A 23,881-nucleotide genomic window follows, 5' to 3' on the forward strand; every position below is an offset into this window, starting at 1 on the left:
TCGACTCCGCCAAGGGAACGTTTCGATGACTACAATCCTAGGCGTGGCAAGGCATCAGGCAAAACGATCAATTTTCACTGCTATGTGAGCTGTATTGACAACGACACCGCCGACAATCCACATGGACCTCCGCCAGCTTCCCGCCCTGAACGCGCTGCGCGCCTTCGAGGCAGCCGCCCGTCACGAGAGCTTCTCCCGCGCCGCAGACGAGCTTTTCGTCACGCACGGCGCGGTCAGTCATCAGATTCGCGCGCTGGAGGCGGAACTCGGCGTGTCGCTGTTCGCGCGCGACGGCAAGCGTGTTCGTCTCACCGATCGCGGCAGGCAGTACGCGGCCGAAGTGCGCTCGGCGCTCGTCGCGCTGGCGGAATCGACCCGCCGCATCCGTTCCGGCGATCGCGACCGGCGGCTGATCGTGTCCACGATCCCGTCGTTTTCGGCGCGCTGGCTCACGCCGCGCGTCGGCAGATTCATCGAGCAGCATCCGGACGTCGATCTGGAACTGCTCACGACCAGCACGCTCATCGACTTCAATCGCGACGATGCGGACGTGGCGCTGCGCTTCGGCTATGGCAAATACGCGGGCCTGCACACGGAGGAATTGCTCGACGAAGTGTTTTTCCCGGCCTGCTCGCCGAATTTTCGCGGCGGCGCGCTGCCACGCGTGCCGGGCGATCTCGCGACGCTGCCGCTATTGCGCTCGGACGATGAACTCTGGCGCCCGTGGTTCGACGCCGCCGGACTCACCGATCTGCCCGAGCCGAAACGCGGCGTTTTGTATGAGGATTCATCGAACTTGCTGCAAGCGGCCATCGACGGTCAGGGCATTGCGCTCGTGCGTCGTTCGCTCGCGATGCAGGAGATCATCGCGGGACGGCTCGTGCGACTTTTCAACGTCGACGGCCCGAGTCCGTGGAAGTACTACTTCGTGTGCCCGGCGGCGCTTCTTCAGACGAAGCGCGTGCAGGCGTTCAGGGAATGGATTTTCGAGGAAGCGGAGCAGTTCAGGCTGCTCTACGAGCGCACGCCGGCCGTGTGCGACGCGCCCGCGCGCGCGATCAAAGCACTACCTTGACCATCGGATGACCGGTGAGCGCGCGATAGATATCGTCCAGATGCGCGCGATTCTGCGCACGCACGGTACACGTGAGGCCAGTGTAGTTGCCGCCGGAAGACGGACGCGCCTCGACCCGCGATGCGTCGAATTCCTGGTCGAATTCCTTGAGCACGCTAACGATCGTGTCGTGGAATTCCGGATGCGTCTTGCCCATCACCTTGATCGGGAAATCGCAGGGGAAATTGAACAGCTCGTCGGCGCTGTGCTTCGCGCTGTCGGTTGGATCGGTGGATTGCAGTTTCGAATCGGTCATGACTTTCTCCTTCACTTCGCGCGCTTGCGCTCTTCCTCGAACTCGCGCGCTTTGGCCCGCTGGTAGGCGTCGTACAGCGACGCATAGACCGGACCGGGACGGCCGTCGCCGACGCTCTCGCCGTCGAGCGTCGTGATCGGCATGACTTCCTTGGTCGCGGAGCTGATCATGATTTCGTCGGCCGAACGCAATTCGGCTTCGGTAATGTCGCGCTCCTCGAACGCAATGCCCGTCTCGCGCGCCAGTTCCTCGATCAGCCCGTAACGGATGCCTTCGAGAATGCGCGGTCCGCGCGGCGCGCCCAGCAGCGTGCCGCCCTTCACGATCCACACATTTGAGGACGATCCTTCGGTAAGCAAGCCGTCGCGCAACTGGATGGTTTCGAGCGCGTCGTTTTCGGCGGCGTGCTGCGCCATCAGCACGTTGCCTAGCAGCGAAACCGATTTGATGTCGCAATGCAGCCAGCGCTTGTCTTCGGCGGTGACGGCCACCGCGCCGCGGGCGCGATCCGCCGCGCTCGGGAACGCGAGCTGGCCGAGCATGACGAACACGGTCGGCGTGATGCCCGCCGGGAACGCATGTCCGCGCCGTTTCGCGACGCCGCGCGTCACCTGAATGTAGACGAGCGCATCGCCCGCGCCCGCGTTTTCGGCGATGACGCGATCGATCAGCGCGCACCAGCCTGCATCATCGAACGGATTGTCGATACGGATCTTGCCGAGACTGCGATTCAGCCGCGCGATATGCTGACTGAGCCGGAACGACAGGCGCGCGCCATCGGCCTGGGCGTAGAGCGGCACGACTTCATACACGCCGTCGCCGAAAATGAACCCGCGATCGAGAACGGGGATGCGCGCTTCGGACAGCGGCCCCCACTCGCCATTCAGATAAACCGTCGGATCGAATGCTTCGGCTTGGCTCATCGAGACCGCTCCCTTTCGACTTTCGATTACTTGCGTTTTTGCCACCAGAGCAGCGCCGTGTCCCACAGGCGCCCGAAGAGGCCCGCTTCCGGCACGTCCTGCAACGCGACGAGCGGGAACTGCGCGACTTCCTTGCCGTCCGCCATCATCTTGACGGTGCCGATCTGCTGGCCCTTTTTGATCGGCGCGACGAGCAGATTGTCGTGCGTGACGGTCGGCTTGACCTTCTCGCCCAGACCCTTCGGCACGGTGATGTACTGATCCGTCGCGACGCCCGCCTGCACGTTGTCGGCCGCGCCCTTGAACACGCGCGGCGAATCGATCACCTGATTCGCCTTGTACAGGCGCAGCGCGTCGTACGCGGTGTAGCCGTAGTTCAGCATCTTCAGGCTGTCCTGCACGCGGTTGTGCTCTTTCGGCTCGCCCATCATCACGGCCACGAGACGGCGGCTCGCGTCGGGCACGCCGACGAGCGAACGCTTGGCGGTCGCGATCAGGCAGTAACCGGCGGCCTTCGTGTGGCCGGTCTTGAGGCCATCGACGGTCGGATCGAGCCACAGCAGGCGGTTGCGGTTCGGCTGCTTGATCTTGTTGTACGTGAAATCCTTCACCGAGAAGATGCTGTAGTACTCGGGGAAGTCGCGAATCAGGCGCGTGGACAGCACGGCGAGGTCGCCGGCGGTCGTGTAGTGCTGCGGATCGGGCATGCCGTTCACATCGGCGAAATTCGTGTTCTTCATGCCGATGCGCTTCGCCGCCGCGTTCATCAACGTGACGAAGTTGCCTTCGCTGCCGCCGACGAGTTCCGCGAGCGCGATGGCCGCGTCGTTGCCCGACTGGATGATCATGCCGTACACGAGATCGTGCACCGTGACTGGCTTGTTCGCCTCGATGAACATGCGCGACTCGTCGGTGCGCACGCGGCGCACGGCCTCGCTCGGCATGACGGTCTGATCCATGTTGATTTTCTTCGACTTCAACGCGTCGAAGACGAGATACGCGGTCATCAGCTTGGTGAGCGACGCCGGTTCGACACGCTCATCGGGATTGCCCGCTGCGAGCACCTGATTGCTGGTGGCATCGACGAGCACCCACGAGCGAGCCGTCACGTCGGGCGGCGGAACCTGGGCGAAAGCACTCGCTGCCGCCAAGACGGCGGGCAGAACGAAAACAGCTTTTGCGGAAACGGAAGGAAGAGACAAGCCGGGAGGAACAAAGCGCATAGGATCGATCGGCGGAAAAAGCACGCTGCGACGATGACGATCGGGGATCGGACGATCGGCGGAGCACGGGTTGAACAGGCTGACCGTCGCTGTTGGTCGGGCTTTTCGCCAGGACAGCGGCACGCTCGGCGCCGCGGCGGAAAAGCGCTCGTTCGACAGACGGACGCAAAAACGGTTCTCAGAAGCGGCGTTTCAACGGCCGCAAAACGCTCGAAGCAATGTCGCGCAGCCGGAAACATCGAAAAAATTCTGCGCCATTATACGCGTGGGCCGCTTCCGATTTCCTTCGAGACTGCGCGTTTGTCGCCCGTTTTAACGTTTTTCAGGCTGCGCTTAGCCGGTTTTACCGATCGAAGACCGACGCGCGCGCAGCGCCGTTCGAAGGCTCAACGCCACGCCTCGACGATCACGCGCTTGAGGATATGCAGCTTGCGATGAAAGAAATGCTCGCCGCCCGGAATCACGACGATCGGCAGTTCCTGCGGGCGCGCCCAGTCGTAGACGGATTGAATCGGCACGGTCTCGTCCACTTCGCCGTGGATCACGAGCGTGGTGTCGGGCACGGGCGCAACTTCCCAGCGGCTCGCCGCCGTGCCGACGAACACCATGCGCTCGATGTCCTTGCCGGCTTCGCGCATGCGTTTCGCGACATGCGACAGCACGAAGGTGCCGAACGAAAAGCCCGCGAGCACGATCGGCACGTCGGCCTGGCCCGGTTGCGCGCGCATGTGGTCGATCAGCGCGAGCAAATCGTCCTGCTCGCCGATGCCGTTGTCGTGCTCGCCAGCCGTCTGCCCGACGCCGCGAAAATTCGAGCGATACGTCACGTAGCCGAGTTGAACCATGGTGCGCGCGAGCGTCTGCGCGACCTTGTTGTCCATCGTGCCGCCGAAGAGCGGATGCGGATGCGCGACGAGCGCGATGCCGCGCGCGGGCTTACCGTTGGCATCGGTTTTATCGAGCGCGCATTCGATCTTGCCGACCGGACCGTCGATCAGGAATTTTTCGGTTTGCGCGTTCATGCGGGTTGATCGATCAGAAGACGTTCGACAATTTTGCCGTTGACCAGATGCGAATCCACGATTTCGTCGATGTCGGATTCATCGATATACGTGTACCACGTGCCTTCCGGGTACACGACGAGGACCGGCCCGAGTTCGCAGCGGTCCAGGCATCCGGCCTTGTTGATGCGCACGTTGCCCTCACCCGCGAGGCCCAGTTTTTTCACGCGCTTTTTGGCGTGCTCCTGCATGCCCTGCGCGTTGCAGTTCGCGCAACTGGGGCGCGACGCGTCGGCCTCGCGCTGATTCAGGCAGAAGAACACGTGGTACTTGTAGAAGGAATCCATGAGCGTGGCGCGATGAGAGTGTCGGTCGATTATAGCCAGCGATGTTCGTGCCCGCCGGGTCACGACGGTGTCACGCGGGCGTCACGCCGGCCCGCCCGACTTGCGCGAGCGCCGCCGCGCGAGCCACGCGCGCTCCGCCGCCGACGCGAGCCAGCCGAGCGCCGCATACGGCCACACCCACGCGAGCCAGTGCGCAAGCCCGTTGAAATGCAGATAGCGTCCCTGCCGCCAGTCGGCGAGCACGATGTCGAAGTACGGATTCATCGGCAGCAAATTGATGAGCGCGAGCGAAACCACGAGCGCCGCGCCCGCGAACGCCGCCCGCAAGCCGCGCGGCAGCGACACCGACAGCACGCCCGCGACCGTCGCGATGGCGATGCCTTCCAGCGCGCCGTCGGTCGCCCAGTCGAAAGTCAGGCCCGCGCGCGATTGCAGAAAGCTCGCGCCCGCTTTCGCGAAGATCGTCATCGCGATCAGGCCGAGCATCAGCCGGAGGCGCGGCGCGCGCTTTCTCGTGAGCAGCGTCGCGAGCACGAGCGCCGCGAACAGACTCGTTGACGTGATCAGCGCTTCCCATGTGTCGTCGGGCAAGAGCGCGCCGAGGCGGTCCGGCCAGCTTTCGACGTCCCACGCGGCGGGCGTCCACGCGAGGATCGCGTCCTGCATCGCCGGGTCGAGCACGTCCCAGAGCACGCGCGGCAGATCGCCGCCGCCGAAGAGATACGGCGCGGGGAACATCGCCGCGAACGGCCAGAGCGCGGTCAGCCCGAGGACATACGCCGCGTCGCGCTCGAACCACGTGAAGCGGATGCGCCGCAACAGGCCGCGATCGAGCAGCGCGCTGGTCGCGGGCGCGATCAGCACGCCGCCGACGAGCGCGCCGAACGCATTGGCGGCGAGATCGAGGTTGGACGCGACGCGCGTCGGCAGATACGTCTGGATCGCTTCCATCGTGCCGGAGAGCAGCGCGCCGCCCGCGAGCGCCGCGCCGACCGCGAGCGTGCCGCGAAAGCGTGGATAAAGCGCGAGCACGATCAGCGCGCCGAGCGGCATGTAGCCGAGCACGTTGGTGACGACATCGAAAACGGTCAGATACCGCGGCAGCGGATCGGTGAGATACGCGAACGGACTCAGGCCGAGCGAGCGCCAGCCGGAAAACGGATAGAGCGAGCCATAGACGACGAGCGCCGCATACGCGGCGAGCGCCTGCCGGGAAAACGCCGACGGGCGGCGCTGCCACTGCTTGATCGTCATGAGCCGCCAGGACGCTGGCGTGCTGGACGGAGATTGAAACTGCCGAAGGTCATCGTGAAGCGGAAAGCGGCTGCGCGGCGAGCCACGCGGAGAGCTGCGCGATCACCTCGTCCGATGCGGCCGCGAGCGCCCGCGCGCCGCCGGGTGCGTCCGCGCTCGGCGCGTTCGCGCTCGCGGCGAAGCTGCGCTGGGCGACCACGCGGCCCTGTTGCGTGAGCGTCGCGCGCACCGACACGACGCCGTGGCTTTGCTCGGGCGCGTCGAAGACCTGTTCGAAGCTCGTCAGCTCGACTTCGAGCAGCGGCACGGCGCGCACGGGATCGGCGCCGGACAGGATCGGACCGCGCGCCGCGAGCGCCTCGCGCAGACGTTGCGTCAGCAGTTGCGCGGGCGGCATGGTCCAGTGGCTGTTCGAATAGTTGCCCGTGCGCTGGGCATCGACGTAACTCAGCCGATACGCGAACGAGTCGGTTTCGAGACTGCGCGGCGCGGCCACCGCGAGCACTTTCACCGGCGGCGTCGGCGCGGCGTTGGCCGTCGCGTTGGCGACAGGCGTCGCGCCGAGGTCGTAATGCGCGTTGGGCATCGCGCTCGGCGTCGATCCGCAACCCGCCAGCAAGGTGACGCAGCCCAGCGCGAGCGCCGCGATCGCGCCTTTCATGTCGATGTCTTTCATATCGTTTTCTCGATCAATGCGCCGGTTTCGCCGGCCACGCGAAGCCCGCCTCGCCCGGTCCCGGCTCCTTCTGCGGCGCGCCGAAGAGCACGCTGCGCGGATTGGTGCTGAACGCGTCGGCGGCGCGGTCGACGGAACGCGCCGCCGCGCTCACGTCGTCGCTGAACGAATAGAAGCGCGGCAACGCCTCGAAGCCGACGCGCGCCGTCACGAAACGCAGCGACTCGTTCATGTCGGCGAGCGCCGCGCTCGCGTCCTCCGCTGCCTTGCCCGCCTTGTTCAGATTGGTGACGAACGGGCCGTCCGGCCGATTCAGGTTCTGCACAAGCTGGTTGGTCGAGCCGAGCGTCGTGTTGATCTGCTTGAGCGTCTGCGGCAATTGCGCCGTCGCGGGCTGCACCTGGCTCGCGAGCGTCGCGATGCCGTCGGCGGCGGCCTGCACGCTCTTGGTCGTCGCCATGAGCTGATTGCGCACGTCGTCGGAGAGGAACTTGTCGGCGTCCTCGGAAAGACGCTCGAACTTCTTCAGGATGACGTCGCCGCGCTGCTGCAACTGCTCGAAGAGGCCGGGACGCATCGGCACCTCGGCGACGTGCTGCGGCGACGAAGCCAGCGCGGTCGTATCGGTGCCGGTGTCGTCGAGCTGCACGAACGCGATGCCCGTCACGCCCTGAAAGCCGAGCGTCGCGTAAGTGGAATGCGTCATCGGCGCGTTCTTGTCGACGACAATGCGGATGCGGATCTGCCCCGGATGCGACTTGTCGAAGCTGATCGACTGCACCTTGCCCACGCCCAGACCGCGATAGCGCACGGACGCGTCCGTAAAAAGACCGGTCACGTTGGTGCGCGCGATCAGGTCGTACGGCACGCGCACGGTGCGATCCACGTTGAAAAAGAACACGGCGAACGCGATGGTTAGCACGAGACCGATCGTGAAAAGCCCGGTCCAGAACGCGTGTGATTTGTTTTCCATCGGCAGTTTCCTCTAACGCGCTCGCTTTGCGCGCGCTTACTTGTTCACGGCGATCGGCGCGTCTTCGAGCGCGGCGGGCGGCAGCTTCGCGCGACGGTCAGGCGGCAGGGCTTGCAGCGCGCGGCGCCCGCGCCGCCCCAGAAAATACTCGCGGATGAACGGATGATCCACCGCGCACGCTTCCTCCACCGGCGCCGCGACGAGCACGCGACGATCCGCCAGCACGGCGACGCGCGTGGAAAGCGCGACCATCGTATCGAGATCGTGCGTGACCAGCACGACCGTCAGCCCGAGCGCGCGATGCAGCGTCGCGATCAGATCGACGAACTCGTCCGACGCCTTCGGATCGAGACCGGCGGTCGGTTCGTCGAGAAAGAGCAATTCGGGTTCGAGCGCGATCGCCCGCGCGATGCCCACGCGCTTCACCATTCCGCCGGACAACGCCGACGGCATCTTGCTCGCGTGCTTGCACGACAGGCCGACCATTTCGAGCTTCAGCATGACGAACTCGCGGATCAGGTCCTCGGGAATCTTGCCGAGTTCGCGAAACGGTTGCGCGATGTTGTCGTACACGGTCAGCGACGAAAACAACGCGCCTTGCTGAAACATCATCCCGGAGCGCGTGCGCAGCATCTTGGCGGTTTCCTCGTCCATGCGCGCCCATTCTTCGCCGAGCACGCGAATAGTGCCCGATGTCGGCGATTCCAACCCGAGCATCTGCCGCACGAGCGTGGTCTTGCCCGAGCCCGAGCCGCCCAGCAACGCGACGATCTCGCCGCGCCGCACATCCAGATTCAGATGCTCGTGAATCACCGTGCGCCCGTAGCGCTTGGTGAGATCGCGCACTTCGATCACCGGCTCCGCGATGACGGGCGGCGGCTGGTGGCGAACGGCGGTGGCGAGCGTGGTCGACATGGCGGTCAGAGTCCGACGTGCTGGAAGAGGATCGCGAAGACGGCGTCGGCGAGAATCACGATGGTGATCGACGTCACCACCGACGTAGTCGTGCCTTCGCCGAGACTCTGCGAATTGGCCTTGATGCGAAAGCCGAAGTGACACGCAGCGAGCGCGATCAGCATGCCGAACACGACGCCCTTGCCGAGGCCGATCCACAGATTGGCGATCGGCACGACCGACGGCAGCGAGCGAATGAAGAAGTTCATGTCGATGGACAGCACGAGCTTCGCCGCGAGGGCGCCGCCCGTCAACGCGACGATGTTGGTCCACATGACGAGCAGCGGCATCGCGATGCCGAGCGCGAGCACGCGCGGCAACACGAGACGCAGACCGTGCGGAATGCCCATGACCTGCATCGCGTCGAGTTCTTCCGTGACGCGCATCACGCCGATCTGCGCGGTGATCGCGGAACCCGAGCGGCCGGCGACGAGAATCGCCGAGAGCACCGGCCCAAGCTCGCGGATCACCGAGAGCCCGAGGATGTTCACGATGTACTGGTTCGCGCCGAACGCCTGCAACTGCTGCGCGGACAAATAACTCAGCACGATGCCGATCAGAAACGCGACGAGCGCGGTGATCGCGAGCGCCTGCGCGCCGGCGCTGTAGATGTTCGCGGAGATTTCCGTCCACGGAATGCGCTGCGGACGCCGAACGAGCCCGACGAGATCGAGCATGAACGCGCCGAACATCGCGAGGCCGTCGTACAGGTGATCGAAGAAATCGAAGATGAGCTGGCCGAGACGCGTGACCGGATCGACGCGATCGACGGGCTCGGGTTCCTCGCGTTCGGCATCGAGCAGCGCGACGCGCTCGAAGATCTCGCGCTGCGTGTCGGACAGCGCGATGGTCGCGGGCATCTTTCGGCCCCAGACGCGCCAGAGCGCCTGACCGCCGACGTGATCGAGCCGCTCGACGGAAAGCAGATCCCACTGGCCGATCGCCTCGCGCCCGATGGCGCGCAGACGCCGCGTGACGCCGCTCTTCGCGCGGTCGCGGGCGAGCGCGAGCGCGGTCCACTGGCCCGATAGCCGGACCACCTTGCCCTGCAGACCGGCTTCCACTCTTAGGCGCGGCGGCGTGTCGAAGTCCAAGGATTGATGGCGCGATGAGACGCGGTTAAAAGGGAGAGGACATTGTAGCGAAGAGTGTCGCGGCGGCGCGGATGGTGAATGCGGCAAGATTTCCGCTGTGCTTACGCCGGACGGCCGAATTTCGCCGACGCGTCGAAGCGGGGCGACGTTCGGGGGCGTCGCTCGCTCATCCCACGGCTACAATACCCGCCATGAACTCCTCCCCTTTCGCCCCCGACGCGCCCTGGCGCGTCGATTGCAGCCGGCTCGCGACGCTTGCCGAGCGGCCCGCTCGCGACTGGACCATCGACATCGTCGACGAAACGGGCTCGACCAACGCCGACCTGATGGAGCAGTTGCGCGCCTCGCGACGCGACGGCACGCCCTCGCCGATCGTGCGCGTCGCGTATTCGCAAACCGCCGGACGCGGACGGCGCGGCCGCGCGTGGCTCGCCGAACCCGGCAATGCGCTGCTGATGTCGGTCGGCTGCGTTCTGCGGCGGCCGATCGAAGGGCTGTCCGGCCTGAGTCTCGCCATCGGCACCGCGGTACTCGACGCGCTCGCGCATCTGCCGCTCACGCCTTCCGCGCGTCCGGCGCTGAAATGGCCGAACGACGTGCTGCTCGACGACGGCAAGCTCGCCGGGATTCTCATCGAAACCGCCTGGAACACGCCTGAGGCGACGGCGGTCGTGATCGGCATCGGCATGAACCTGCACGGCGCGGAACAACTCGCCGCGCAAGTCGACGACGCGAACCGGCTCGCCGCTCAGTCCACGCCCGCCGCCGCGCCGGCAACGCTCGCGCGCGCATGGCCCGACGCCAATCTGACGGACACTTTGGCCGCGCTCCTCAACGCGCTCGACTCGGCGCTGCCGCGATTCGAAGCCGACGGCTTCAGGCCGTTCCGCCAACGCTGGCTCGACGCGCACGCGTGGGCCGGACGCGAAGTCGCGCTGTTCGACCAGGGCATGGAAGTGACGCGCGGCATCGCATCGGGCGTCGACGAAGGCGGCCAGTTGCTGATCGACGCGCCCGAGGGCCCGCGCGCCGTCACGACCGGCGAACTCACACTGCGTCTCGCGAAGGAACGTCCGTGAACGCATCGGCAAGCGACGCGACGTATCTGCTCATCGACGCGGGCAATAGCCGCATCAAGTGGTCGCTCGTCGATGATGCCGGCGCGTCGCTCGTGAACGGCGCCTTCGAACACGCGCATCATTCAACCGTCGCCGACGACGCCGCACTCGGCGCATGGTCCGAATTGCCCGCACCGTCGAGCGCCTGGATTTCGAACGTCGCGGGCATGCCGGTGCAAAACCGCATCCAGCGCCTGCTCGACGCGCGCTGGCCGACGCTGCCGCGCACCGTCGTGCGCGCGCGCGCCGAACAGTGCGGCGTGATCAATACCTACGCCGATCCGGTGCGGCTCGGCAGCGACCGCTGGGCCGGCATGATCGCGGCGCGCGCGGCATATCCGGGCGAGCATCTGCTGGTCGCGACCTTCGGCACCGCGACGACGCTCGAAGCGTTGCGCGCCGACGGCGTGTTCACGGGCGGTCTGATCGCGCCCGGCTGGTCTCTGATGATGGAATCGCTCGGCAGCCATACGGCGCAATTGCCGACGCTCGACGCGGCAACCGCGCGCGAGGCGCTGAATCAGACGCGCAGTCTATTCGCCACCGACACCGCCGCCGCGCTCTCGGCCGGATGCCTGCTCGCGCAGGCGAGCCTGATCGAGCGCGCATGGCGTGACCTGAAAGCCGACTGGCACGCCGACGTGCGGCTCGTGCTCGGCGGCGGCGCGGCAAACGAAATCGCGGGCGCGCTCGACGTGCCCCACACGCGACACGATTCCCTCGTGCTGTCCGGCCTCGCGCTCATCGCGCGCGACGCGACGGCACGCCACTCATCCTGACCTTTCCGATTTGACCGACGGACGGAGCCCAAGAATGCTGCGCTGGCTGATCGCCCTTCTGATTCTCGCCAATTTGCTGATGTTCGCGGTCATGCGCGGCGTGTTCGGCCCGCTTCCCGCGGCCGGCGCGCGCGAGCCGCATCACTTGTTGCAGCAGGTTCATCCGGAGGCGCTCGCGACGCGCCCGCTGAGTCCCGACGAAGCGTTCGACCAGCCGCGCGTCGGCGGACCGGCGCCCGCGGCCAACGTACAAAGCGCGCCGCTCGGACAGTGATCGCGGGCGCGAATCAGCTTTGCGCGCGGACCTTCCTTAGCAGCGCAGTCGTCGATCGATCGTGCTCGAACGCGATGGCGAGCGCCTTGCCGCCCCAACCGCGCACGAGCGCCGATTCGGCCAGCTTGTCCATGTCGTAATCGCCGCCCTTCACGAGCACGTCCGGACGCACGGCCCCGATTAATTCCAGCGGCGTCGTTTCCCCGAACTTCACGACCCAATCGACGCTTTCCAGCGCCGCCAGCAGCGCCATGCGGTCATCTTCGCGGTTGATCGGGCGATCGTCGCCCTTGCCGAGCATGCGCACGGACGCATCGCTGTTCACGCCGACGATGAGCGTCGCGCCGAGCGCCTTGGCATCGGCGAGATAGGTCACGTGACCGCGATGGAGAATATCGAAGACACCGTTGGTGAAAACGACGGGACCGGCGAGCGCCGGACGGCGCGCGGCGAGCGCTTCGCGCGTGATGATCTTGCGTTCGAAAATGGCGGGCATGGCGGCGCTCGTTGCAATGTGCTGAAAGCGCGCATTGTGACACGGCGCTGCGCACGGGGAATCAAGCAAAACGGCCCGCCGGTGTTGACCGGCGGGCCGTCTGTTCATCGAAGCCCGAAAATTCAGGCCGGCTGCTCGGCAGCGCCGCCCGGCGCGGCTTGCAGGCGCAACGTCACTTCCTTGCGATAGCGATTCAACTCCTGCGCGGTCGCGAACGAACGCTCGAACAGAATCGACAGGTTGTGCAGAATGCGCTCGACGACCTTCTTCTCCCAGCTGTCGTCGAAGCGGATCTGGTCGTCCAGCCAGCGTTCGAGCCATTCGGGATCGGGCAGACGCGACTGCACGGTGTCGCGCGGGAAGAGCGCCTGATTCACATGCAGGTTGGTCGGATGCAGCGGCTTTTCGGTGCGGCGCGCGGACGCCATCAGCACGCCGATCTTCGCGAACGCCGCACGCGCGGTGTCGCCAGCGGTCGCGAGCGCCTTCTTCATGTAACGCAGATACGCGCCGCCGTGGCGGGCTTCGTCGCGCGAGATGGTTTCGTAGATGTGCTTGATGACCGGTTCCGTGTGCCATTCGGCCGCGCGGCGATACCAGTGATTCAGGCGGATTTCGCCGCAGAAATGCAGCATCAGCGTTTCGAGCGGCGGCGCCGGATCGAACTCGAAGCGCACCGCGTGCAGCTCCTCTTCGGTCGGCACCATGTCGGGCTTGAAGCGCCGCAGATACTCCATCAGCACGAGCGAATGCTTCTGTTCCTCGAAGAACCACACGCTCATGAAAGCGGAGAAGTCGCTGTCATGGTGGTTGTCACGCAGGAACATTTCGGTTGCGGGAAGAGCGGACCATTCAGTGATCGCGTTCATCTTGATGGTTTTGGCCTGCTCGTCGGTGAGCAGGGAAGCATCGAATTTGTCCCAGGGAATGTCCTTCTCCATATCCCAGCGGACGGATTCCAGCGACTTATACAATTCCGGATAAAGCATGGTGTTCATAGTCCACCCCTGATGCCACTTATGCGACGTTATATCTATATTGACTTTCGGCCGGGACGCGCAGAAATGCGTTGCGCGTAAGCAGCCAAGCTTTCAATTTTACGCGGGATTCGGTCGGCCGAAGACGAAAAGCGACAACGAAGCGCCACATTGACGCTGCGGCAACGCGCTGCGTCCCGCGAAAACATTGCACTTCCCGTGCAAATGTTGCTGTGGTGCGTCTTGTTCTACCGTGGGTGAGGAGCTAAACCTGTGCCTGAGGTATGTTCAAGTGGCGCCGTGCCTGCCGGAACCGCGCCGGCCGCGCAGTATGACCTGCGCGCATGACAATGTTGCGATGCGGGCGTCATGCAACTTTCCGCGCCAATGCTCGACGTTGCGAGCGTTTTCGATCATAGCACGGTGGATTGACGCCAATCCGCGACGGTTTCATCGATCGGGGTCAACCCTGCGATGTTGAGCACGCCGTCATCGAACTTGCGGCGCAGCGCCGGGCTGCTGCCGCCAACCCAGATGCGCACGTGCGGCGGCAGCAGGTTGCGCAGTTCAGTCAGCCCGTTCGCGATGGATTGCGCCGGCAGCACGGCCGTGAACGACAGCGCGACGATATCGATCTTGTGCGCCGACACCGCATCGACGATATCGTGCAGCGGCGTTTGCAACCCCAGTTGCATGCAATCGCACTCGGAGAGCGCGAACATCGCCTCGGCCATCAGAATGCCGAGGCCGTGGCCTTCGCCGGAAAGCGTCGTGAGCAGCACGCGCGGACGGCCAGCGCGACCGCGCACGGCGTCGGTGAGCGGGCGTAACAGCGTGCGCAGCGTCGACTGGATCGCCTCGCTGAACAGATGTTCGTGATAGACCTGCAATGTGCCCGCCGCCCACGCGTTGCCGACGCGCGCCGCCAGCGGCGCGGCGACATCCAGCACGAACCGCTCTAGTCCGTCGCGCGTCGCGCGCTTGAGCAGGCCGAAGCGAAAGTCGTCGTAGGCGCCCGCGCGCAACAGCGAGACGAGGTGATCCAGCTCGGCATCCGGCGCGTCCTGGCCGACGCCCGAACTCTCGGCCAGTTGCTGCAGCACGTCGATCGATTGCCCGAGCACCTTGCTCGGCCGATGCCCCGCGTCGAGCAGACGCTTCACGAGCCGCAACTTCGTCACCTGCTCCTGCGGATACAGCCGCTCGCCGCCCGACGTGCGCATCGGCTGCGGAAATCCGTAGCGGCGCTCCCAGACACGCAATGTGTCCTTCGTCAGACCAATCTCCTGAGCAATCGCGCCGATGCCGATTCCGGCGACGCCCGCAGCCCCAGGGCGCGACGGCGTGGGTTCTGCATGCCCGTCGTCGTCGGAGATCGGTTCCGGGCCGAAGTCTTGTTCTATTGAGTTTGTCATGGACAGATCGGTGTGAATGCGAATGCCGAGTCCGATGCAGATTACATACCCGACGCGTGCATTGGACAAATTTTCGCGCCGTCGAGTTTTCATCATAGACAAAATCGAAATGCGCGTCCGTGCTGAGATGCGTTTCGTCGGGACGAGTGAATGTGAATGACGCGCGGACACGGTCCGACGCAGCTTTGCGCATCGAACGAAGACAGACCCGGCGGCGCATTGCGCGCCGCTGGGCGTGGAGATCAGAACGAGAGCGCCGGGAAGCGCAAACTCAACCGGGCTTCTTGCGCGGCGCCGTCTTGCGCGCGGACGCTTTCTTCGCCGCGGCTGCTTCCGGCTTGTCGTCGGCGTGGTTCGCGGGTTGCGCCGCGGCGTTCTCGCTTGCGGCGTCCGGCTGCTCGCCCGCCGCGCCCATCGGGTTGAGCGGGCCGGTCATGCCGGGCTGAATCATCGCGAGATGCGCAAGCTGATTGAACTGCGATTGCAGCACGTTCCACCAGCCGGACGGATCGAAGCCGGGCGGCGGTTCGGAGGTATTGCCCGCCGCGTCCTCATCTTCGGCCGGGGTCTGGCTCGCGGATGCAACGCCCGCTTCCTGCTGCCTCGGGGCGTCCGGCTTCGTCGCGCCGCCCATCGGCCAGCCGGCGGTCGCGGTCTTCGTGTTCTCTGTCGCCGCGTTTTGCGCGTTTTCGACGGACGTCTGCGCGAACGCGCCGAACGCGCGCAGGGTCGCGAGCGTCGCGCGCTGCACTTCCAGCGCCTGAATCGCCGATTGCAGCATGTTGAGGTTGAGCTTGAGCCAGTGCTCGACAGCGCGCATGTCCTTCACGCGCTTGTCGAGTTCTTCGATGTTGGTGAGCGGAGCGAGCATGTCGGACATCATCGAGAGGGAGGGACTCATACCCTGCCCGCCGCCCGGCATCGCGGCGGCGAACGGATTCAGGCGCATCAGTTCCCACATCTTGCCCATCATGTCGGCCTGGCCGAATCCGGGAAAACCGGGAATCGTGTAGGGGGGCGTGCCGCCAGCGTTATCGGTCATTCGACTCTCCTTGTTTTCGTGTGAGGTTCGCGTCGTTCAGAACGGCGCGCCGCCCGGAAAATCCGGCGCGCGCCGCTCACGCAGCGAGCGCATGCCTTCGTGCACGTCCGGCCCCGCGAAGCCCATGAATTCGAGCGCGAGCGACGCATCGAAGGTCGGACCCGCCGAGCGCAGCCAGTTGTTGAGCGCGTACTTGGTCCAGCGGATCGCGGTCTGCGAACCTTGCGCCAGGCGGTTCGCGACTTCGATCGCCTTCGGCATCAGTTCGTTCTCTTCGACGGCGAGCGACACCAGCCCGATGCGCTCCGCTTCCTCGCCGCTCACCGGCTCGCATAGCAGCAGATAGTACTTGGCCTTTGCCATGCCGCACAGCAGCGGCCAGACAATCGCCGCGTGATCGCCCGCCGCGACGCCGAGCCGCGTATGCCCGTCGATGATGCGCGCCGACTTCGACGCGATCGAGATATCGGCCAGCAAGCCCGCAACCAGCCCCGCGCCGACCGCCGGGCCGTGCATCGCGGAGACAATCGGCTTGCCGCAGTTGATCACGTTATAGACGAGATCGCGTGCCTCGCGCCACACACGCGCGCGCACGGCGAAGTCGTTCGCCATCTCCTCGACGAGCCCGAGATCGCCACCCGCCGAAAAGCCCTTGCCTTCGCCGCGGATGAGCGCGACGCGCGTCTCCTGGTCGCGATCGATGTCGCGCCAGATGTCCGCGAGTTCGCGATGCATGTTGGCGTCGGCGGTGGAAAGGCCGCTCTTGTTCGCGCCCGCGCCAGGCATGACGACTTCGAGGACGCCGTGCGGATGGCGGCGCAGTTCGAGCGATTTATAGCCCGCGTACATGGAGAGGTCGCTCATGATGCTGTCGCATTGAGGGTTAGCGCGGCTGATAGAGCCACTTGCCGTCGCGGATCTCGACCATCACGCGCGCGCGTTGATCGAGGCCGATGTGATCGTTGGGCGTCATGTTGACCTGCCCGTTGGTGTCGGAAAAATTCTTTGTGCTTTCGAGCGCATCGCGCAGCGCGGCGCGAAACGCCGGCGTGCCGGGCGCGCCCGCTTTCATCGCAATGGGCACCGCGCGATTGAGCAGCATGCCCGCGTCCCACGCATACGAGCCGAACGCGGACACCGTGCCCGCGCCCTGCTTCGCCTCGTACAGTTTGATGTATTCGAGCGCGAGGCGCTTGGCCGGATGATCGTCGGGCAGTTGCGCGGCGACGAGCACCGGGCTCGCCGGCAGGAACGTGCCGTTGCAATCCGCGCCGCACACGCGCAGGAAGTCGCGGTTGCCCACGCCGTGATTGTGATAGATACGGCCTTTGAAGCCGCGCTGCGCGAGCGTCTTGGGCGGCAGCGCGGCGGGCGTGCCGGCCGCGCCGACGACCACCGCATCGGGCTTGGCCGCGAGAATCTTGAGGATCTGCCCGGTCACGCTCGGATCGGTGCGATTGAAGCGCTCGTTCGCGACCACTTCGATCTTGTGCAGTTGCGCGAACTTCGCGACTTCGGCGTAGAAGGTCTCGCCGAGCGCGTCCGCCTGACCGATATACGCAATGGTCTTCACACCGTGATTGCTCGCGTGCTCCGCAATCGCCGAGGCCATCATCGCGTCGGTTTGCGGCGTCTTGAAAACCCAGCGGCGCTTGTCGTCCACGGGCTCGATGATCTTCGCCGACGACGCCAGCGAGATCATCGGCGTTTGCCCTTGCGCCACGACATCGATCATTGCGAGCGAGTTCGGCGTGATCGACGAACCAATGATCGCATCGACCTGATCCTCGCTGATCAGCTTCTTCGTGCTTTGCACGGCCTGTGTAGTGTCGGAAGCGTCGTCGAGCACGACGTAATCGACCGGCTTGCCGCCCATTTCCTTCGGCAAGAGCGCGACGGTGTCCCGCGCGGGAATGCCGAGCGACGCGGCCGGCCCCGTGAGCGAGAGCACGAGACCGATCTTCACGTGCTGCGCCGTTTGCGCGAATGCCGCCGTCGTCGCGGCGAGCGTAAAGGCCGCGCCCGCCAGAAATTTCCACTTGCCTGCCGCCATCGATGTCTCCTTTTTTTTGTCGTTTTCTTGGCTGCGAAAGCAGCCCGGCAAAGTGTAAGGCGAGGCTGGCGCGCGTCGCATCGGGCGAAACCCGTTGCGACGCGCGCGGATTCAATGCTCGGGCTGGACGACCGCCTGATCGATCGCGCCGAAGATCGACTTGCCCTCTTCGTCGAACATCTCGATCTTCACGCTGTCGCCGAATTTCATGAATTCGGTCTGCGGCGCGCCCTGCTCGATCGTCTCCAGACAGCGCTTCTCGGCGATGCAGCAGTAACCGCGCTTCGTGTCCTTGTTCGAGATCGTGCCCGAGCCGACGATCGAGCCCGCGCGCAGATTGCGTGTCTTTGCCGCGTGCGCGATCAACTGGCCGAAGTGGAACACCATGTCCGTGCCGCAATCGGGCTGGCCGACTTTCTTGCTGTTCCAGTGCACGATCATCGGCCGATGCACGCGGCCTTCGCGCCACGCGTCGCCGAGTTCGTCGGGCGTGACGGCAACCGGCGAGAACGCGGTCGCGGGCTTGCTCTGGAAGAAGCCGAAGCCCTTGGCAAGCTCGGCGGGAATGAGATTGCGCAGCGACACGTCGTTGACGAGCATCAGAAGGCGCACGCTTCTCAGCGCTTCGTCGGGCATCGCGGCCATGTGCACGTCCGACGTGACGACGGCGAGTTCCGCCTCGAAGTCGATGCCATATGATTCCGTCGCGCACACGATATCGTCCGTCGGGCCGATGAAGTCGTCACTGCCGCCTTGGTACATGAGCGGGTCGGTCCAGAATTCGGGCGGCATTTCGGCGTTGCGCGCGCGGCGCACGAGTTCGACGTGGTTCACGTACGACGAGCCGTCGGCCCACTGAAATGCGCGCGGCAGCGGCGCCATGCAGGCTTTCGGATCGAACGAGAACGCGTTGCGCGCGCGCCCGGCGTTCAGCGCTTCGTAGACTTCCATGAGTTGCGGCGCGTAGAAGGCCCAATCGTCGAGCGCGCGTTGCAGCGTCGAAACGATTCCGTCGGCGATCGCGGCCGTGCGCAGATCGCGCGAGACGACGACGAGCTGGCCGTCGCGCGTGCCGTCCTTCAAAGTTGCGAGTTTCATGGAGCAGTGCCGGTGAGCGAGGTGACGTTAAGGGAAATGTATTTTACGATGGTGAATCGCTGCCGACGACCCGGCCGTTCGGCATAGGCCTTTTTACGGTTTTCCTCTTTCATGCAATCCACGCAAGTTACCGACGACGAAGACAACCTCGACGCCCACGATACGGCCGAAGAAAAAACCCGCTCCGGCATTCAATCGATCGAAGTCGGCTTCCGCCTGCTCGACGTGCTCACCAACGAGCCGCGCGCGATGATGCTGCGCGATCTCGCGCAACGCGCCGGCATGAGCCCGGCCAAGGCGCATCGCTATCTGGTGAGTTTTTTGCGGCTCGGCGTCGCGTCGCAGGATCCGGTCTCCGGGCGCTACGAGCTAGGCGGCTTCGCACTGCAGATGGGTCTCGCGCGGCTCGCACGCGTCGATGGCGTGCGGCTCGCGCGCATCGCGCTCGCGGAGTTGCGCGACCGGCTGGATCAGACGGTCGGTATCGCGGTGTGGGGCAATCAGGGGCCGACCGTCGTGCACTGGATGGAGTCGAGCCATCCGGCGAAGGCATCGCTCAAACTGGGCGACGTGATGCCGCTGCTTTCGTCCGCGACGGGGCTGCTTTTCGCCGCGTATCTGCCGCGCAGCAAGACGCAGCCGATGCTCGACCGCGAACTCGCCACGACCAAGCAGACGATCGCCGACGTCGAGCCGCTCCTCGCGGAGGTGCGCGAGCATGGCGCGGCGCGCGTCGAAGGCATGCTGCTGCCGACGATCCACGCGTTCTGCACGCCGGTTTTCGACTCGACGGGCGAGCTTGCGCTGGGTCTCATCGCGCTCGGACACGAGGGCATGTTCGACACGCGCTGGGGCGGTGAAATCGATTCGGCGTTGCGCGAGTGCGCACGCGGCCTGTCGTATGAACTGGGGCACACAACGGGCGAGCGCTGACAACGCCCGTCGATGGGACCAGGAACATCGTTTCCATCGCGCGTGTCTTATGCCTTTCGCCCGATCCTCCGCCCTACGCGATTTTCACGCCTTCCACGATGTCACTGTTTCAATTCCGCCGTACTCGCCCCGCATCGGGCGAGCCGCTCGACGCGGCCGTCGAATCCGCCACGCCGCGCCGCTGGGGACGCTGGGTGCTGGCCGTGCTGATCGTCGCGGGCTTGCATTTGAGCGCCGTGCGGTGGATCGAGCACAATCGGCAACCGGCGAACGCGCCGCCCGAAGCGCCGCCCGTGCAGGTGGAATTGCTGACGCCCAAGCCCATTGCGCCGCCCGCGCCCACGCCGCCCGCCGCGCCGAAACCTGCGCCGCCGAAACCCGCCGCGCCTGCGCCGAAACCAGCGGCCGCGCCCGCGCCCGCTCCGATTTTGACCGCCGCGACGCCGAAGCCGGACGCTGCGTCGCTTGCGACGGCTCCGGCCGCGAGCGCGTCCGCCGCTTCAGCGCCCGCGCAATCGGACCAGGCGCCAGCGTCTCAGCCTGCCGTCGCATCGGGCGACAAGTTCAGCGTTCCGCCCTCGGGCGAGTTACGTTACGACACGCTCGTGAACGGCGTGATAAATCAGACCGGCACGATCCACTGGAGCAACGACGGCCAGCATTACGAGATGGTCGTCTCGATCCCGGTGCCTTTCGTCGGTCCATTCGTATATTCGAGCAAGGGTCATATCCACGGATTCGGCATCGCGCCGGAGCAGTATTCCGAGCAACGCGGCCGCCGCGCCGCCGACATCGCGATCTTTAACCGCGACACGAAGCAGATCGTCTACACGAAAACGCCGCAAAGCCGCCCGCTCGCGGACGGCGCGCAGGACCGCTTTAGCGTCGTCATGCAACTGGCGAGCCTCGTGCGCGGCGCGCCGGACAAATACAAGCCGGGCGTCACGCGGCAGTTCAGCGTCGCGGACAACGACAGCAACGAAATCTGGCCGATCGAAACCGTCGGCGACGAAACCGTGCAGGCGCGCGGCGGCTTCACGACTGCGCGTCACTTCACGCGTCTGCCGCGCAAGGAAGGCGATCGCCGCAAGCTCGACATCTGGCTCGCGCCGTCGATCGGCTGGCTGCCCGTGCGAATTCTGCAAACCGAGCCGAACGGACTGCAAATCGAGCTGCTCTGGGCCGGAAAGCTCGCCACGCCGGCGCCGGAAGCACACGACGCCGCCTCGGGCACGCAAGCTGCGTCCGAGGAATCCGCGCCCGCCGCGCCCAGCATGCCTGCCATGGACAACCCCGCGGACAATCCGTAACGCGGCCGTCACACTCCGTCATGTCAGGCACGACGTAAGCGCGTCATCTCGCGCAGTCAATCGGAAACAGCATCGCAAACCGCATTCTTCACGGAGCCGATATGCAGTTGACGATCAATCGCATCGATACACGCTATGTTCTCGACAACGAAGGCGGCGGCCCCTGGCTCGTCTTCATCCATCAACTGGCTGGCGATCTTTCGGTTTGGGACCAGATGGCCGGCTACTTTCGCGACGACTTCACCGTGTTGCGCTACGACCTGCGCGGGCATGGCGAGACGAGCGTGTCGCCGGATTCGTTTACGATCGACGACCTCGCCGACGATCTCGCCCAACTGCTCGACAAGCTCGGCGCGCCTTCGGCGCATGTCGTGGGACTGTCGATCGGCGGCATGGTCGCGCAGAAGCTCGCGATCAACCACGCGGACAAAGTGGATTCTCTGACTGTCGTCGGCGCGCCGGCCTTCATCCCCGAGGATGCGCGTCCGGCCTTCGCGCAACGCGCAGCTTCCGTGCGTGAAAACGGGACAGCGAGTATCGTGGAAGCGACGCTGGAACGCTGGCTCACGCCTGAATTCCGCAAGGCGCATCCGGAAGTGGTCGAGCCAATCGCGGATACGATCGCACGCACGCCCGCCGAAGGTTTCGCGCGTGCGGCGGAGGCGGTAAGTCGTTTCGATGCGCGAGACGAACTGCCCTCTGTGAAGCAGCGCACGCTCGTCGTCGCGGGTGAACGGGACGTTGGCACGCCGCATGCTGCTTCAAGGCTTGTCGCAGACACGGTGCCGGGCGCCCGATTCGAATTACTTGACGCCGCGCACCTGACACCGGTGGAGGAATCGCAGCGCTTCTCCGCTTTACTGGGAAACTTCTTGCGCGATTCGAGCTGATTCTTCCTGTTTTTGTTGCAAAAGAAAGCCTCGATACAACCGGCATCACGTCGAGGCCACCCCTTGAATTCCAACCTAGTCGCTCCAACTACGCTTCAGGATTGCCACGGAGCAAACAAGGAATAAGGAGTGTCGCCATGCAAATGATCTACAACAGCCCCAATTATTGCGTCGTCGAATTTCCGCCGCAAGACAATCACCTCGCCATGAAGGCTGGCGGCTACGAGATCGTCGACAAGAACACGCAGCGGGAAATCTTCATCGAAGGCGCGCTCGCGGCGAAGTTTCGCGAGCACGTGCAAAAGTTGATCGCTGAAGAGCCGTCGCTTGAGGATGTCGATGAATTCCTCGGCCAGTTCGATGTCTTGATGAACCAACCCGTCGTGCTCCACTGATGCATGCACGCGCGCGAGCGGCACGACGCCGCTCGCGCCCGCCGCCGCCCGGACCGGCGGCTTCAGGCGACATTCGCTGTTCCCAAAGACCCCGCCCCGCAACCGGCGGGGTTCTTTTTTGCCGGCCGGTATCGCGCAAACGCCCGTCTGCCGGGAGCGACCGTTGCGCGCTGCGGCTACAATGTCAGGCTATTTCATATTCGGTGCAGGCCTCGTCCGTCATGACCCAGAACGCCATTCCTAAAGCCCCCGCGCGCGCCTACACGCGCGGCGCAGCGCTGCCCGCGCTGCTGCAAAAACGCATCCTGATTCTCGACGGCGCGATGGGCACGATGATCCAGCGCTACAAGCTCGACGAATCCGCGTATCGCGGCGAGCGCTTCAAGGACTACGGACGCGACATCAAGGGCAACAACGAACTGTTGTCGATCACGCAGCCGCAGGTCATCCGCGAAATTCACGAGCAGTATCTGGCGGCGGGCGCGGACATTCTGGAAACCAACACGTTCGGCGCCACGCGCGTCGCGCAGGCCGATTACGGCATGGAAGACCTCGCGGCGGAGATGAACACCGAGTCGGCGAAGCTCGCGCGCGAAGCCTGCGAAAAGTATTCGACGCCGGAGCGGCCGCGCTTCGTCGCGGGCGCGATCGGACCGACGCCGAAGACCGCGAGCATTTCGCCGGACGTGAACGATCCGGGCGCGCGCAACGTGAGCTTCGACGAACTGCGCGACGCGTACTACGAACAGGCGAAAGCGCTGCTCGACGCCGGCTGCGATCTGTTTCTCGTCGAAACGATCTTCGACACGCTCAACGCAAAGGCCGCGTTGTTCGCGCTCGATCAACTGTTCGAAGACACCGGCGAACTCCTGCCGATCATGATTTCCGGCACCGTCACCGATGCATCGGGCCGCATTTTGTCCGGGCAAACGGTCGAGGCGTTCTGGAACTCGCTGCGTCACGCGAAGCCGCTCACGTTCGGCCTGAACTGCGCGCTCGGCGCCGCGCTGATGCGCCCGTACATCGCCGAGCTGGCGAAGCTCTGCGATACCTACGTGTCCTGCTATCCGAACGCGGGCCTGCCGAATCCGATGAGCGACACCGGCTTCGACGAAACGCCTGACGTAACCTCCGGATTGCTGAAGGAATTCGCGAGCGCCGGCCTCGTGAATGTCGCGGGCGGTTGCTGCGGCACGACGCCAGAGCACATCGCGGAAATCGCGAAGGCGCTCGCCGAAGTAAAACCGCGCGCGTTCCCGTCGCAGTATCGCGAAGTTGCGTAAGCG

General features: G+C 65.1%; 27 protein-coding genes. 10 read left to right on the plus strand and 17 right to left on the minus strand.

Annotated features, from left to right (window positions below):
• The first annotated feature begins 121 nt into the window (after nucleotides 1–121).
• A complete protein-coding gene (locus tag AWB82_RS04800) occupies nucleotides 122–1,075 on the plus strand; it encodes a transcriptional regulator GcvA (RefSeq protein ID WP_086966015.1) in 954 nt (317 codons plus the stop codon).
• Here the strand turns inward: AWB82_RS04800 and AWB82_RS04805 are convergent.
• The 3 genes from AWB82_RS04805 to AWB82_RS04815 are packed head-to-tail and all read right to left on the minus strand — an operon-like array spanning nucleotide 1,059 to nucleotide 3,516.
• On the minus strand, nucleotides 1,059–1,370 hold the full coding sequence (locus AWB82_RS04805) for a DUF493 family protein (protein ID WP_086966016.1): 312 nt from the start codon (nucleotides 1,368–1,370) through the stop codon (nucleotides 1,059–1,061). The two genes, AWB82_RS04800 and AWB82_RS04805, sit on opposite strands and share 17 nt — an antisense overlap.
• Nucleotides 1,371–1,381: 11 nt before the next feature.
• A complete protein-coding gene (locus AWB82_RS04810) occupies nucleotides 1,382–2,293 on the minus strand; it encodes a D-amino acid aminotransferase (protein ID WP_086966017.1) in 912 nt (303 codons plus the stop codon).
• 26 nt (nucleotides 2,294–2,319) lie between these two features.
• Entirely contained in the window at nucleotides 2,320–3,516 is a 1,197-nt protein-coding gene (locus AWB82_RS04815; RefSeq protein ID WP_086966158.1) for a D-alanyl-D-alanine carboxypeptidase family protein, read from the minus strand.
• 70 nt (nucleotides 3,517–3,586) lie between these two features.
• Here AWB82_RS04815 and AWB82_RS36955 point away from each other — a divergent pair, with 70 nt between their 5' ends.
• Nucleotides 3,587–3,832, plus strand: coding sequence for a hypothetical protein (locus AWB82_RS36955; protein WP_143756679.1), 246 nt, complete (start codon nucleotides 3,587–3,589; stop codon nucleotides 3,830–3,832).
• 70 nt (nucleotides 3,833–3,902) lie between these two features.
• Here the strand turns inward: AWB82_RS36955 and AWB82_RS04820 are convergent, their stop codons facing one another.
• From AWB82_RS04820 to AWB82_RS04850, 7 genes are all read right to left on the minus strand, one after another.
• Nucleotides 3,903–4,538 (minus strand): alpha/beta hydrolase, encoded by a 636-nt coding sequence (locus AWB82_RS04820; protein WP_086966018.1) that lies wholly within the window; start codon nucleotides 4,536–4,538, stop codon nucleotides 3,903–3,905.
• Nucleotides 4,535–4,864: a (2Fe-2S) ferredoxin domain-containing protein gene (locus AWB82_RS04825; protein WP_086966019.1), complete on the minus strand. Its 330-nt coding sequence runs from the start codon at nucleotides 4,862–4,864 to the stop codon at nucleotides 4,535–4,537. The genes AWB82_RS04820 and AWB82_RS04825 overlap by 4 nt, the downstream gene beginning before the upstream one ends.
• Before the next feature lie 81 nt (nucleotides 4,865–4,945).
• The gene (locus AWB82_RS04830) at nucleotides 4,946–6,118 is read right to left on the minus strand and encodes a VanZ family protein (RefSeq protein ID WP_086966020.1); all 1,173 of its coding nucleotides are present in this window, start codon (nucleotides 6,116–6,118) and stop codon (nucleotides 4,946–4,948) included.
• A 49-nt stretch (nucleotides 6,119–6,167) separates the two neighbouring features.
• Nucleotides 6,168–6,794, minus strand: a complete 627-nt coding sequence (locus AWB82_RS04835; protein ID WP_086966021.1) for an ABC-type transport auxiliary lipoprotein family protein — start codon at nucleotides 6,792–6,794, stop codon at nucleotides 6,168–6,170.
• A gap of 13 nt (nucleotides 6,795–6,807) precedes the next feature.
• Nucleotides 6,808–7,767: an MlaD family protein gene (locus tag AWB82_RS04840; RefSeq protein ID WP_086966022.1), complete on the minus strand. Its 960-nt coding sequence runs from the start codon at nucleotides 7,765–7,767 to the stop codon at nucleotides 6,808–6,810.
• A 36-nt stretch (nucleotides 7,768–7,803) separates the two neighbouring features.
• The gene (locus tag AWB82_RS04845; protein WP_086966023.1) at nucleotides 7,804–8,682 is read right to left on the minus strand and encodes an ABC transporter ATP-binding protein; all 879 of its coding nucleotides are present in this window, start codon (nucleotides 8,680–8,682) and stop codon (nucleotides 7,804–7,806) included.
• A 5-nt stretch (nucleotides 8,683–8,687) separates the two neighbouring features.
• A complete protein-coding gene (locus AWB82_RS04850) occupies nucleotides 8,688–9,815 on the minus strand; it encodes an MlaE family ABC transporter permease (protein WP_086966024.1) in 1,128 nt (375 codons plus the stop codon).
• Nucleotides 9,816–10,006: 191 nt separating this feature from the next.
• On the opposite strand from AWB82_RS04850, the gene AWB82_RS04855 reads away from it, so the two are divergent.
• Genes AWB82_RS04855 through AWB82_RS04865 form a run of 3 tightly spaced genes read left to right on the plus strand, consistent with a single transcriptional unit; the run spans nucleotide 10,007 to nucleotide 11,986 of the window.
• A complete protein-coding gene (locus AWB82_RS04855) occupies nucleotides 10,007–10,894 on the plus strand; it encodes a biotin--[acetyl-CoA-carboxylase] ligase (protein WP_086966025.1) in 888 nt (295 codons plus the stop codon).
• Nucleotides 10,891–11,712, plus strand: coding sequence for a type III pantothenate kinase (locus AWB82_RS04860; protein ID WP_086966026.1), 822 nt, complete (start codon nucleotides 10,891–10,893; stop codon nucleotides 11,710–11,712). The genes AWB82_RS04855 and AWB82_RS04860 overlap by 4 nt, the downstream gene beginning before the upstream one ends.
• 34 nt (nucleotides 11,713–11,746) lie before the next feature.
• Entirely contained in the window at nucleotides 11,747–11,986 is a 240-nt protein-coding gene (locus AWB82_RS04865; protein ID WP_086966027.1) for a hypothetical protein, read from the plus strand.
• 13 nt (nucleotides 11,987–11,999) lie between these two features.
• Here AWB82_RS04865 and rfaE2 read toward each other — a convergent pair whose 3' ends face one another.
• From rfaE2 to AWB82_RS04900, 7 genes are all read right to left on the minus strand, one after another.
• Complete coding sequence (gene rfaE2, locus AWB82_RS04870; RefSeq protein WP_086966028.1) at nucleotides 12,000–12,482, minus strand: D-glycero-beta-D-manno-heptose 1-phosphate adenylyltransferase; 483 nt, start codon at nucleotides 12,480–12,482, stop codon at nucleotides 12,000–12,002.
• A gap of 122 nt (nucleotides 12,483–12,604) precedes the next feature.
• Nucleotides 12,605–13,480, minus strand: a complete 876-nt coding sequence (locus AWB82_RS04875) for a ferritin family protein (protein WP_086966029.1) — start codon at nucleotides 13,478–13,480, stop codon at nucleotides 12,605–12,607.
• 392 nt (nucleotides 13,481–13,872) lie between these two features.
• On the minus strand, nucleotides 13,873–14,874 hold the full coding sequence (locus tag AWB82_RS04880; RefSeq protein WP_086966159.1) for a MerR family transcriptional regulator: 1,002 nt from the start codon (nucleotides 14,872–14,874) through the stop codon (nucleotides 13,873–13,875).
• 271 nt (nucleotides 14,875–15,145) lie between these two features.
• Nucleotides 15,146–15,916: a PhaM family polyhydroxyalkanoate granule multifunctional regulatory protein gene (locus AWB82_RS04885; protein WP_086966030.1), complete on the minus strand. Its 771-nt coding sequence runs from the start codon at nucleotides 15,914–15,916 to the stop codon at nucleotides 15,146–15,148.
• Nucleotides 15,917–15,952: 36 nt separating this feature from the next.
• A complete protein-coding gene (locus AWB82_RS04890) occupies nucleotides 15,953–16,780 on the minus strand; it encodes an enoyl-CoA hydratase/isomerase family protein (RefSeq protein WP_086966031.1) in 828 nt (275 codons plus the stop codon).
• 19 nt (nucleotides 16,781–16,799) lie between these two features.
• On the minus strand, nucleotides 16,800–17,969 hold the full coding sequence (locus AWB82_RS04895) for an ABC transporter substrate-binding protein (RefSeq protein WP_086966032.1): 1,170 nt from the start codon (nucleotides 17,967–17,969) through the stop codon (nucleotides 16,800–16,802).
• 111 nt (nucleotides 17,970–18,080) lie between these two features.
• Nucleotides 18,081–19,067, minus strand: coding sequence for a fumarylacetoacetate hydrolase family protein (locus AWB82_RS04900; RefSeq protein ID WP_086966033.1), 987 nt, complete (start codon nucleotides 19,065–19,067; stop codon nucleotides 18,081–18,083).
• Between the two features lie 111 nt (nucleotides 19,068–19,178).
• Between AWB82_RS04900 and AWB82_RS04905 the strand changes: the two genes are divergently transcribed.
• The 5 genes from AWB82_RS04905 (at nucleotide 19,179) to AWB82_RS04925 (ending at nucleotide 23,878) form a co-directional block, all read left to right on the plus strand.
• Entirely contained in the window at nucleotides 19,179–20,000 is an 822-nt protein-coding gene (locus tag AWB82_RS04905) for an IclR family transcriptional regulator (protein ID WP_086966034.1), read from the plus strand.
• 98 nt (nucleotides 20,001–20,098) lie between these two features.
• Nucleotides 20,099–21,310, plus strand: a complete 1,212-nt coding sequence (locus AWB82_RS04910; RefSeq protein WP_086966035.1) for a DUF3108 domain-containing protein — start codon at nucleotides 20,099–20,101, stop codon at nucleotides 21,308–21,310.
• A 101-nt stretch (nucleotides 21,311–21,411) separates the two neighbouring features.
• Nucleotides 21,412–22,200: an alpha/beta fold hydrolase gene (locus AWB82_RS04915; protein WP_086966036.1), complete on the plus strand. Its 789-nt coding sequence runs from the start codon at nucleotides 21,412–21,414 to the stop codon at nucleotides 22,198–22,200.
• Nucleotides 22,201–22,337: 137 nt separating this feature from the next.
• The gene (locus tag AWB82_RS04920) at nucleotides 22,338–22,595 is read left to right on the plus strand and encodes a BTH_I0359 family protein (RefSeq protein ID WP_086966037.1); all 258 of its coding nucleotides are present in this window, start codon (nucleotides 22,338–22,340) and stop codon (nucleotides 22,593–22,595) included.
• Nucleotides 22,596–22,816: 221 nt separating this feature from the next.
• Nucleotides 22,817–23,878, plus strand: a complete 1,062-nt coding sequence (locus AWB82_RS04925) for a homocysteine S-methyltransferase family protein (protein ID WP_086966038.1) — start codon at nucleotides 22,817–22,819, stop codon at nucleotides 23,876–23,878.
• Nucleotides 23,879–23,881: the final 3 nt, after the last annotated feature.

Source organism: Caballeronia glebae, assembly GCF_001545035.1.
GTDB classification, from domain to species: Bacteria; Pseudomonadota; Gammaproteobacteria; order Burkholderiales; family Burkholderiaceae; genus Caballeronia; species Caballeronia glebae.